This is a genomic window from Mesorhizobium sp. M2A.F.Ca.ET.037.01.1.1 (genome assembly GCF_003998075.1).
GTDB lineage: Bacteria > Pseudomonadota > Alphaproteobacteria > Rhizobiales > Rhizobiaceae > Mesorhizobium.
This window is the reverse complement of record NZ_RZSA01000086.1, coordinates 1-11603: the sequence shown is the minus strand read 5'-3', so window position 1 is coordinate 11603 and position 11603 is coordinate 1. Positions and strand designations below refer to the sequence as shown.

The window sequence follows — 11603 nt, the reverse complement described above, 5'->3', positions numbered from 1 at the left end:
GTCCAGGCCGGCACCCATGTCTGCCTGCGCTGGGTGCGGGCGAAGCCGATATATGACGCGATCGCCGATCACGGCGTCACCCATCTGTGCGGCGCGCCGATCGTCATGTCGGTGCTGATCAACGCGAAGGACGAGGACAAGCGCCAGTTCCCGCAGACCGTCACCTTCAACACCGCCGCCGCGCCGCCGCCGGAAGCTGTGCTTGCCGGTATGGCCGACGCCGGCTTTGCCGTCACCCATCTCTACGGCCTGACCGAGACCTACGGTCCGGCCGTCGTCAACGAATGGCACAATGAGTGGGACGCGCTGGAGAAGGGGCCGAGGACGGCGAAGAAAGCGCGCCAGGGCGTGCGCTATGCCGCGCTGGAAGGGCTGACGATCATGGACCCCGAGACGATGGCGGAGACGCCGGCCGACGGCGAGACCATTGGCGAGGTCATGTTCCGCGGCAATATCGTCATGAAGGGCTATCTGAAGAACCGGAAGGCGACCGACGAGGCCTTCGCCGGCGGCTGGTTCCATTCCGGCGACCTCGGCGTCATGCACCCCGACGGCTATATCCAGCTCAAGGACCGCTCCAAGGACATCATCATCTCGGGCGGTGAGAACATCTCCTCCATCGAGGTCGAGGACGCGCTCTACAAGCATCCGTCGGTCGCCTCCTGCGGTGTGGTGGCCCGCGCGGATGAGAAATGGGGCGAGGTGCCGGTCGCCTATGTCGAGCTGAAGCCCGGCAAGACCGCGACCGAAGCCGAGATCATCGAGCATTGCCGGGGGCTGCTGGCCCGCTTCAAGGTGCCGAAGGCGGTGGTGTTCGCGGAAATCCCGAAGACGTCCACGGGGAAGATCCAGAAGTTCCGGCTAAGGGAAATGGCGAAGGGGGCGTAGTACGCTCCTCCCGCCATGACCGCGACGTCGACAGCTTGCGCTAGCAACCGCGACTTCGTCATCCACGGGCGGAGCAAGGAGCGAAGCGACGTCGCGGAAACCCTAGGATCTATGCCGTGACCATGCGGCCGCGCTCCGGCGGTTGAGAGTAGCCGTCAGCGACGATATCGTCGTAACCTTGATCCGCCTTCGTTCTTCGGCCTACGTCACGGAATGGATCCTCGGGTCTGCGCGCGTCGCTTCGCTCCTTGCTCCGCCCGTGGATGACGACGCCGCCGGGGCAAATGGCTAATCGTAAACCCCGGCCCTCGCAACTGTCACCATCTGTCACCAGTTATACGCGTACGTCGATTTTGCGTTGACTCCTCGCTGCTTTCGTTTTACGACTGACGAAAATTGAAATTCGTCACTCGTCAAACCGAAAGCGCCATGTCCGAAGCCGCCAACATCGTGGCAGACCCCACCAGACAGGAGAATGTGACCCGCATTCTCGACTGCGCCGAGCGGCTGTTCCGTCACTATGGCTACGGCAAGACCAACGTCGCCGACATCGCCCGCGAGCTCGGCATGTCGCCGGCCAACATCTATCGTTTCTTTGCCTCCAAGGTCGAAATCCACCAGGCCGTCTGCGGCCGCATGCTCGGCGCCAGCTACAAGATGGCCTATGAGATTATGCACCTGCCGATCAGCGCCGAGGAACGGCTGCGGCGCTACATCCATGCCCAGTACAAGATGACGCTGGAGGTCATGCTCGACCAGGAGAAGGTGCATGAGATGGTCATCGTCGCGCTGGAACGCGACTGGGGCGTCATCGACAAGCATGTCAACAGCATCCACGACCTCTTCGCCGAAGTGATCCGCGAGGGCATCGAGGCCGGCGAGTTCAGGGAACAGGATCCCGAGACGGCCTCGCGCTGCTTCGGCGCCGCGACCATCATTCTATGCCATCCGCAGATGGTGGCGCAGTGCCTTGCAAAGACCAACCGGGCGATGCCCGACGAACTTATCGACTACGCCATCAGAGCCTTGAAATAGAAGCCGCCCGCCGGGTGCGGTCGACGATCATCTCCAGTTCGGGAGTGCTAAGGTGTCTTTGTCCAATTCCATCCTCCGCAAGCTGCCGGCCGCCGGCCTCCCAACCGCCGCCGTTATCGCAGCAGTGCTTGGCCTTGCCGGCTGCAGCCAGGAGAAGGCCGAGGTCGTCCAGGAGGTCGTCCGGCCGGTCAAGGTGGTCGAGATCGGCGAGGCGCAGACCACCCGTCAGCTTGACTATTCCGGTTCGGTGCGCGCCCGCACCGAGATGAATCTCGGCTTCCGCATCGCCGGCAAGGTCACCGAGCGCCTGGTCGACATCGGTCAGCACGTGGATGAGGGCGACGTCCTCGCCCGCATCGATCCGGCCGATTACGAATTGTCGGTGAAGAGCGCCGCGGCCAGCCTCGACGCGGCCGAGCGCCAGGTCGAGACCGTCGACCTTGCCAGGAAGCGCGCCGAGCAACTCTATGCCAAGAATTTCGCGCCGAAGTCGCAGCTCGACCAGGTGCGGCTGACCTACGACCAGGCCGTGGCGAACCGCGACGCCGCTCGTTCGACGCTGGCCCAGGCGCAGAACCAGGTTCAATACGCCGATCTGAAAGCCAGCAAGAACGGCATCGTCACCGCCATCTCCGCCGATGTCGGCCAGGTGGTCGCCGCCGGCACGCCGGTGATGACCGTCGCGGTTGACGGCGAGAAGGAAGTTTCGATCGCGGTGCCGGAGATGGATATCGCGGGCTTCAAGCCCGGCAAGGAGGTCAAGGCGAGCTTCTGGTCTGACGAAGGGCTCACCCTTGACGGCAAGGTCCGCGAGGTCGCCGGCAGCGCCGATCCGCAGTCGCGCACCTTCGCCGTCCGGGTGTCGCTGCCCAACGATCCGCGCGTGCTACTCGGCATGACCGCCAATGTCCAGGCGATCGTCGGCAGCAAGGCTGAGCTCGTCTCGATCCCGCTCACCGCGATGACCGAAAAGGACGGCAAGCAGATCGTCTGGACAGTGGACCGCGCCTCCGACACCGTGCATCCGCGCCCGATCAAGGTCGCCAACTTCACCGCCGACGGCGTCACCGTGGCCGACGGCCTGAAACAGGGCGATGTCGTGGTCGCGGCAGGCACCCAGTTCATGACCGAAAACCTGAAGGTCAAGCTTTCCGGCGACGCCCAGCAATCCGCCTCGGCGGCAGAGGATGTCGCAACCACCGGCAGCCTGCACTAGCCAGGCGTAACAGACGCCTTTCCCGCTCTCGCTGCTTCGAGCCACGAGCCGGGGAAGGGCATGGGTTCCGGGCGGCGAACACCCGATCGCGGGATGCCGGCATGTTGGCTCCCCCCCGCGGCAGTGCCGCGTCCAGCGCGATTTGCGAGTCTCTCTCCGCTTGAGGGTCTCGCCGCCCGGAAACCCGACCGAGAATTCACGGGCAATGCCAGCTATGCATTGCCGGCCAATTGGACTGGACTTGCGCCATGACCACCACGACCGACAGCAGCACTGAAAAGCGCCCCTTCAATCTCTCGCGCTGGGCGATCGGACATCCGAGCATCGCGCGCTTCCTGTTCGGGTTGATCATCCTGGCCGGCGCGATGGGCCTGATGCGCATGGGCCAGAAGGAAGACCCGGACTTCACCTTCCGCATCATGGTGGTGCAGGCGATCTGGCCCGGCGCCTCGATCCAGGACATGGAGGACCAGGTCGTCAACAAGATCGAGCGCAAGCTGCAGGAAACGCCGCATCTCGATTTCGTGCGCTCCTACACGCGTGCCGGCAGCACCATCATCATGCTGCAGGTGAAAGGCGACACCAATGCCGAGGAGGTGAAGGACGCCTTCTATCAGGTGCGCAAGAAGGTCGGCGACATTTCCAATGAGTTGCCGCAAGGCCTGCTCGGTCCGTATTTCAACGACGAGTTCGGCGACACCTTCATCACCTTGCATTCGATCAGCGGCGACGGCTTCACCTATCCGGAGCTGAAGAAGTTCGCCATCCAGGCGCGCGATATGCTGTTGACGACGCCCGGCGTCGAGAAGGCCGTCATCATCGGCGACCAGCCGGAGAAGATCTATATCGACGTCTCGTCCAAGGCGCTGGCCGAGCGCGGCCTGACCATCGTCGACTTGCAGAACGCCGTGAAGGGGCAGAACGCTGTCGATCCGGCGGGCTCGGTCGACACCGGCCTGCGCTCGGTGCGCATCTCGGTCGAGGGCGACGTCACCAAGGCCGCGGATATCCGCGAGCTCAGGCTGCGCTCCGGCAATCAGGTGACGCGTCTCGGCGATATCGCCACCGTCTCGTCCGGTCTCGAAGACCCTTATGAGCGCAAATACCGTTTCAACGGCCATGAGAGCGTCCAGGTCGGCGTCGTCATGGCCAAGGGTTTCAACGTCAGGGACGTCGGCAAGGATGTCGAGGCGACCTACCAGCGCTTCGAGGCCGGGCTGCCCTACGGCGTTTCGGTCGACCAGATCTCGGATCAGCCGGAGGTGGTCAAGGACGCGGTGAGCGAATTCATGGAAGCGCTCGGCGAAGCGCTGCTCATCGTGCTCGCCGTGTCGCTGCTGTCGATCGGCTGGCGCTCGGGCCTGGTGATCGCCATCGCCATCCCGCTGGTTCTGGCCGCCACCTTCGCCATCATGTACGAGATCGGCATCGACCTGCAGCGCATCTCGCTCGGCGCTTTGATCATCGCGCTCGGTCTCCTGGTTGACGACGCCATGATCGTCGTCGAGATGATGGAACGAAAGCTCGAGGAAGGGCTGGTCAAGATCGAGGCGGCGAGCTTCGCCTATACATCGACCGCCTTCCCGATGCTCACTGGAACGCTGATCACCACGGCGGGCTTCATCCCGGTCGGCTTCGCGGCATCCACTGCCGGCGAATATGTGCGCACGCTGTTCTATGTCGTCGGCATCGCGCTGATCGTGTCGTGGTTCGTCGCGGTCTATTTCACGCCGTGGCTGGGCTACATGATCCTCAAGCAGCGCAAGCATGCCGGCACCCACCACGATGTCTTCGACACTGGCTTCTACCGCCGCCTGCGCGCGACGGTCGCCTGGGCCGTGCGCCACCGCATCATCGTTCTGGTGATGACCCTGGTCACCTTCGCCACCAGCCTGTGGGCCTTCCAGTTCATCCCGCAGAATTTCTTCCCGCAATCCTCGCGTCCGGAAATCCTCGTCGATCTCTGGCTGCCGGAAGGCACCTCGATCAAGGAGGTCGAGAACCAGGCCAAGGCGCTGGAAGCGAAAATGATGGACGATCCCGACAAGCGCTTCATCGCCACCTATATCGGCGAAGGTGCCCCGCGCTTCTTCCTGCCCCTCGACCAGCAGCTCAGGAATCCCAACTTCGCCCAGCTCCTGGTGATGGCCAAGGACGAGCCGGCGCGCGAGCGGCTGATCGTCAAGATGCGCGGCATCCTCGCCAAGGACTTCCCCTCGATCCGCGGCAAGGTCGACCGCCTGTTCCTTGGACCGCCGACGGGCTGGCCCGTGCAGATGCGCATCATGGGTCCGGACCGCAAGGAGGTGCGCCGCATCGCCGACGAGGTGAAGGCGAAGTTCCAGGCCAACCCGCTGCTCGGCGCCATCCATGACGATTGGCTGGAAACGGTGCCGGCAATGAAGCTGGTGATCGACCAGGATCGTGCTCGCGCCCTTGGCGTAACCTCGCAGCGCATCCGCCAGGTGCTGCAGGCCACCATGTCCGGCGCGGCGCTCGACGACTTCCGCGACGGCGAGGAGACGGTGTCGATCGTCGCCCGCGAGCCGGAGGCGACCCGCCATCTCCTGTCTTCGGTCGACTCCGTCTACATCCCAACCGACTTCGGCGGCTCGGTGCCGCTCTCGCAGGTGGCCAAGGTCGTGCCGGTCATGGAGCAGGGCGTCGAATGGCGACGCGACCGCCTGCCGACGATCAGCGTGCGCGCCACGTTGCCGGACGGCGTGCAGTCGAACGACGTCGTCACCAAGATGTACAACGACATGAAGGACCTGCGCGCCGGCCTAGCGCCCGGCTACAAGATCGAGATCCAGGGCGGCGCCGAGGATTCGGCCGAGAGCCAGGCTTCGATCGCCGCCAAGGCGCCGATCATGCTGGCCATCATCGTCGTGCTGCTGATGGTCCAGCTGCAGCATTTCGGCAAGTCGATGCTGGTGCTCGCCACAGGTCCGCTCGGCATCATCGGCGCCGCCGCGGCGCTGCTGATCAGCGGCGCGCCCTTCGGCTTCGTCGCCATCCTCGGCGTCATCGCGCTGCTCGGCATCATCATGCGCAACTCGATCATCCTGGTCGACCAGATCGATCAGGACATCGCGGCAGGCATGGACCAATCGGAAGCGATCGTGGGTGCGGCGGTGCGCCGCTTCCGGCCGATCATGCTGACGGCGCTGACCGCCGTGCTGGCGCTGATCCCGATCTCGCGCGCCGTCTTCTGGGGACCGCTCGCCTACGCCATGATGGGCGGCATCCTGGTCGCGACCGTGCTCACCATTCTGGTGCTGCCGGCCGGCTACGCGCTGTTCTTCGGCCGTGCGCCGAAGAAGGCCAAGACCGACGAGCAGGCGCCGGAGCCGGAGAAGATCGAAGGCATCGAACGGCCGCAGCTGGCACTGGCCGCGGAATAAAGCATGATCCCTAAAAGTGCATAGCGGTTTTTGCTGCGCTGACCTTCGGTTCAAAAGAGATCATGCTCCAACGATAAGGTGGCAACCTTGGATCATCCGCCATCGGCGAAAGCCGGTGGCGGATGATCCGCATAAAGGCCAGCCGGGCGAAAATGCTCCGCGGCAGGGCTTCGGCAAAACAGAATTCCTTTTCAGCGGCGCGATGCAGGCCGATCCTGCGCTAATATCGGAGCGGCAACGCTCGTCATCGCTGGATCATTCCTCATGTCAGAAAAACGGCAATTGCGGCTCGGCGCCTTCATGCGCCCCGTCAGTCTTCACACCGGCGCCTGGCGTTACCCGGGCGCTTATCCCGACGCCAACTTCAACTTCGCGCATCTCAAGCGTTTCGCGCAGACGCTCGAGGCGGCCAAGTTCGACGCCTTCTTCATGGCCGATCATCTGGCGGTGCTCAACATGCCGATCGAGGCGCTGCGGCGCAGCCACACGGTAACGTCCTTCGAGCCGTTCACGCTGCTCTCGGCGCTTGCCGCCGTCACCGACCACATCGGCCTGGTCGCCACCGCTTCGACCACCTTCGACGCGCCCTATCACATCGCCCGCCGCTTCGCCTCGCTCGACCATATCAGCGGCGGACGCGCCGGCTGGAACATCGTCACCACGTCCAATCCCGACGCGGCGCTGAATTTCGGCCTCGACGAGCATGTCGAGCATGACGAGCGCTACCACCGGGCGCGCGAGTTCTACGATGTCGTTACCGGGTTGTGGGACAGTTTTGCCGACGACGCCTTCATCCGCGATGCGGAGAGCGGGCTCTATTTCGATCCGGCGAAACTCCATGTGCTCGACCACAAGGGCGAGCATCTGTCGGTGCGAGGGCCACTCAACATCGCCAGGCCGGTGCAGGGCTGGCCGGTCATCGTCCAGGCCGGCGCGTCTGACGTCGGACGCCAACTGGCCGCCGAGACGGCGGAGGTGATCTTCGCTGCGCCGCCCGACCTGGCATCCGGCCAGCGCTTCCTTGCCGACGTGAAAGGCCGAGCGGAAAAACTTGGCCGCGCGCGCGACGACATCAAGATCCTGCCCGGCGCCTTCGTCATCGTCGGCGACAGTGTCGAGGAGGCGCGGGCCAAGCGCGCGAAGCTCGACAGCCTCGTCTATTACGAGAGCGGCATCGCCTCGCTGTCGATCGCGCTCGGCCACGACGCGTCCGGTTTCGATCCGGACGGACCGTTGCCAGACATTCCGGAGACCAATGCCTCGAAGAGCAGCCGCGAACGCGTCATTGAACTGGCGCGCAGTGAAAACCTGACCGTTCGCCAGCTAGCGCAGCGGCTCGGCGGCTATTCCGGACTGGCTTTCGTTGGTACCCCGAAAACCATCGCCGACGAGATGGAGGAATGGCTGCTCACCGACGGTTCCGATGGCTTCAATGTCATGTTCCCCTATCTGCCCGCCGGGCTCGACGACTTCGCCGAGAAGGTGGTGCCCGAGCTGCAACGTCGCGGGATCTTCAGGCGCGACTATGAAGGATCGACGCTGCGCGAGAATCTCGGCCTGAAGCGGCCGCCGAACCGGTTCTTTGAAGAGGAGGCCGTCCGTAAGGCCGGCTGATCTCTGCTTCGACCAACTCGCAAAAGAAAACGGGCGCGCCGAGGCGCGCCCGTTTCGTTCGGGTTGCCACGTCAGATGACGAACACCCAGTTGGCGATCAGCATCACGATCACGCCGGCGGCGAGCGTCAGATAGGGCAGCATGCCCGCCTTCTTGACCGAGAGGTCGGCCTCCGCCATGCCGAGGTCGGCCATCATATGGTCGGGGAATTTGCCGCCATCCTGGATGTAATGGCGGAAGCAGAACACCGGGATGATCAAGGCAGCCGTGATCAGGCCGGCCCACAGCGCCATCGGGTTCCAGACCTTGGCGCCGGCGCCCATGAAGATCGCGTTGACATAGGCGAAGATGGCGCCGATGCCGAGCAGCCAGGTCGGCGCCCGCCACGGCCGCGTGATGTGGCCGTTGTCGATGCGGTGGATCCAGCCGGCATTGAGGTTGAGGAAGTTGAAGATGATATAGCCGCAGTTCGACACGGCGAGGATGAAGAAGAAGCTCGTCGCATCGGCCGAGGCGATGGCCAGCACGATCAGGTTGAAGATCAGGTCGGTCCACATCGCCCGCGTCGGCGCGCCGTGCTCGTTGACATGGCTGAGATAGCGCGGCAGCCAACCGTCGACCGAGCCCTGGTAGAGCGTGCGCGAGGAGCCAGCCATCGCCGTCATGATGCAGAGCACCAGCGCCAGGATCATCAGCATGACCAGCAGGCTGTGGATCAGCTTGCCGCCGCCGACCATGCCGGCCAGCGCGTCGGCGACGCCCGAGCCGTCGACGATCGGCGTCGCCAGCATGCCGTTCAGGCCCAGAACGCCCTGGAAGGTGAAGGGCACCAGGATGAACAACAGCATGCAGAGCAGGCCGGAATAGAAGATCGCCTTGAACGTGTCGGTGCCGGGGTTCTTGAACTCCGACGTGTAGCAGACCGCGGTCTCGAAGCCGTAGGTCGACCATGCGGCGATGAACATGCCGCCCAGCACGAGTGTCCAGCCGGCGATGTTCCACGACCCGGGGTCGGGCGCATAGGCCGCCGCCAGCGGCACCAGCGGCGAGAAGTTGGCGTAGTCGATCTGGCCGGTGATGATCGGCACCACGCCGACGATCAGCATCGGGATGATGACCAGCAGGCCGATATATTTCTGCACATTGGCCGTGCCGAGGATGCCGCGATGCTGGATGGCGAAGATGACCAGCATCAGCACCGCGCCTATGAAGAAGGTGGCGTTGAGCGTGAAGGAGACGGGTCCCAGCGTATGGCCCCACAGCGTCCAGGTGCGGATCGCCGGCGTCGCGGCGGCCGTCACCGCCGCGATGGCGTCGGCAGGGGCCGTCCCCGCATGCGCGGCGATATAGGCGACGACCTCCGGCGAGGTCTCGGAGAAGACCGGGATCGGCGCCAGGGCGTTGAGGATATAGGCGGCGGCGATGGAGCAGCCGAGCGACAGCACCGGCGACCAGGCGAACCAGTTGCACCACACCGACAGCGGCGCGATGAATTTCGAATAGCGCAGCCAGGCGGTAGCGCCGTAGATCGAGGCGCCGCCCGACTTGTTCGGGAACAGGCCGGCAATCTCCGCATAGGTGAAGGATTGCAGGAAACCCATGATCATGGACACCGTCCAGATCAGGAAGGCCAGGGTTCCAGTCGTGCCGGCAATGCCGCCGATCGAGAACAGGACCAGCGCCGGAACGCCGCTCGCCACCCAGAAGGCGCCACGCCAGTCGATATGCCTGAGCAGCTTGCTTTCGGCAGGCTGCTCCAGGGCCGTGCTTATCGTGCTCATATCTTGTGTCTTCCCCTTTTTTCTGTTCCCCGCCGGCGACGCTTCGGCTCTCGCGAAGCTTGCTCCCCGGCCACTATGGCCCAACCGTCGTGTTTCCACTCAGTCGTATTTTTTTCTTTAGAGTGAAGATTGATCCGGCGCGCTTTCGCGTCAAGCGTTTTGTGGATGTCATGCACATCACGCTTGCGAAACATCGGCTCTTTCCTCCTCCCCTTGTGGGGTGAGAAGCGGTCGCGCAGCGAACGAAAAGCCAATTGCTTGGCTTTTCGAGCTTCGAACGCCCTGAGTCTGCGAAGGGCCGGGGGCCGATCCACCTCCCGGTCCCCGCTGCTTCGCAGCGTCCTGGCGTTCGCTGGCATTTCATCGTGCCAGTGGCACGATGAACTCGCCTTCGGGGAACCGGCTGCTCACCCCACAAGGGGAGAAGGCAAGGGCTGCCGCTATCAGGATCTCGGCTTGGTCTTCTGCGGATCGTAATGCGCGAAGGCCACGACGCGCGCCGGCAGCCGCTTGGCGTGGCCGTCGAGCTTGCCGATCTCGACCTCCGTGCCGATCTCGGCATGGGTGACGTCGAGCCGTGCCAGCGCGATTGTCTTGCCGAGCACCGGCGAGCGCATGCCGGAGGTAACCACGCCGATCTGGGCGCGGCCGACATGGACGCAGTCGCCATGGCCAACCGGGATGTTGGCGTCGATGTCGAGGCCGACGAGCCTGTGCTGCGGATGCTCCTTGCGCCGGATCAGCGCGTCGCGGCCGATGAAGTCGTCGGCCTTGGTCTTCAGCGGCACGGTGAAGCCGATGCCGGCCTCGAACGGATCGGTCTGGTCGGAGAATTCGTAGCCGGCGAAGATCAGTCCGGCCTCGATGCGCACCATGTCGAGCGCCTGCAGGCCCATCGGCTTCAGCCCGTGCGGCTGGCCGGCTTCCCAGACGGCGTCGAACACTTTTTCGGCGTCGCGCGGATGGCACCAGATTTCATAGCCCAGCTCGCCCGTATAGCCGGTGCGCGAGACCACCACCGGCACGCCGTTGCCGCCGCCGATGCGGGCGACGGCGAAGCGGAACCATTCGAGCTCGCCGATCGAGGGCTGTACCGGCGAGGTCCAGACGACCTCCTTCAAGATGTCGCGGCTCTTCGGTCCCTGCACGGCGATGTTGTGCATCTGGTCGGTGGAAGAGCGCACCAGCACGTTCAAGCCGAGTTTCTTGGCGGTCTCGCGCAGCCATTCGCCTGAGAAATCGTCGCCGCCGACCCAGCGGAAATTGTCCTTGCCGAGCCTGAGCAGCGTTCCGTCGTCGATCATGCCGCCATGCTCGTAGCACATCGCCGTATAGACGACCTGGCCGACGCCGAGCTTCTTGACGTCGCGTGTCAGCGTGTATTGCAGCAGCGCCTCGGCGTCCGGTCCGGTGACCTCGAACTTGCGCAGCGGCGACAGGTCCATGATCACGGCGTCCTGCCGGCAGGCCCAGTATTCGGCGATGGGACCTTCCTTGGCGAAGGAATTGGCCAGCCAATAGCCCCTGTATTCGACGAAATCGCGCGTGTGCTTGGCAAAGCTCGAATGAAAGGCTGTCTCGCGGGTCATTTTCGGTTCCGAGTCGGGCTTCATGCGTCTGGCGATCGCTCGCGAGAATTTGTGCTGGCCGGAATAGGTCCGCACA

At 64.1% G+C, this 11603-nt stretch carries 7 protein-coding genes; 5 read left to right on the top strand and 2 right to left on the bottom strand.

What is annotated here, in order from left to right:
- The 5 genes from EOA27_RS06975 to EOA27_RS06955 form a co-directional block, all read left to right on the top strand.
- A partial coding sequence (locus tag EOA27_RS06975; RefSeq protein ID WP_145970279.1) for an AMP-binding protein occupies nucleotides 1-888 on the top strand: 888 nt, incomplete at its 5' end.
- 429 nt (nucleotides 889-1317) lie between these two features.
- Nucleotides 1318-1923, top strand: coding sequence for a TetR family transcriptional regulator (locus EOA27_RS06970; RefSeq protein ID WP_126078682.1), 606 nt, complete (start codon nucleotides 1318-1320; stop codon nucleotides 1921-1923).
- A gap of 52 nt (nucleotides 1924-1975) precedes the next feature.
- The gene (locus EOA27_RS06965; protein WP_126078681.1) at nucleotides 1976-3139 is read left to right on the top strand and encodes an efflux RND transporter periplasmic adaptor subunit; all 1164 of its coding nucleotides are present in this window, start codon (nucleotides 1976-1978) and stop codon (nucleotides 3137-3139) included.
- Nucleotides 3140-3387: 248 nt separating this feature from the next.
- Nucleotides 3388-6543, top strand: a complete 3156-nt coding sequence (locus EOA27_RS06960) for an efflux RND transporter permease subunit (protein WP_126078680.1) — start codon at nucleotides 3388-3390, stop codon at nucleotides 6541-6543.
- A 264-nt stretch (nucleotides 6544-6807) separates the two neighbouring features.
- Nucleotides 6808-8157, top strand: a complete 1350-nt coding sequence (locus EOA27_RS06955) for an LLM class flavin-dependent oxidoreductase (protein WP_126078679.1) — start codon at nucleotides 6808-6810, stop codon at nucleotides 8155-8157.
- Between the two features lie 71 nt (nucleotides 8158-8228).
- Here EOA27_RS06955 and EOA27_RS06950 read toward each other — a convergent pair whose 3' ends face one another.
- On the bottom strand, nucleotides 8229-9938 hold the full coding sequence (locus EOA27_RS06950) for an APC family permease (protein ID WP_127255813.1): 1710 nt from the start codon (nucleotides 9936-9938) through the stop codon (nucleotides 8229-8231).
- Between the two features lie 443 nt (nucleotides 9939-10381).
- Nucleotides 10382-11603 (bottom strand): aminomethyltransferase family protein (locus EOA27_RS06945; RefSeq protein WP_145970278.1); only part of this gene is annotated, 1222 nt, incomplete at its 5' end.

What these genes read in the sequence shown, in the direction of transcription:
- EOA27_RS06970 (WP_126078682.1), top strand. Translation starts at nt 1,318, where the DNA reads ATGTCCGAAGCCGCCAACATCGTGGCAGACCCCACCAGACAGGAGAAT.
- EOA27_RS06960 (WP_126078680.1), top strand. Translation starts at nt 3,388, where the DNA reads ATGACCACCACGACCGACAGCAGCACTGAAAAGCGCCCCTTCAATCTC.
- EOA27_RS06955 (WP_126078679.1), top strand. Translation starts at nt 6,808, where the DNA reads ATGTCAGAAAAACGGCAATTGCGGCTCGGCGCCTTCATGCGCCCCGTC.
- EOA27_RS06950 (WP_127255813.1), bottom strand. Translation starts at nt 9,938, where the DNA reads ATGAGCACGATAAGCACGGCCCTGGAGCAGCCTGCCGAAAGCAAGCTG.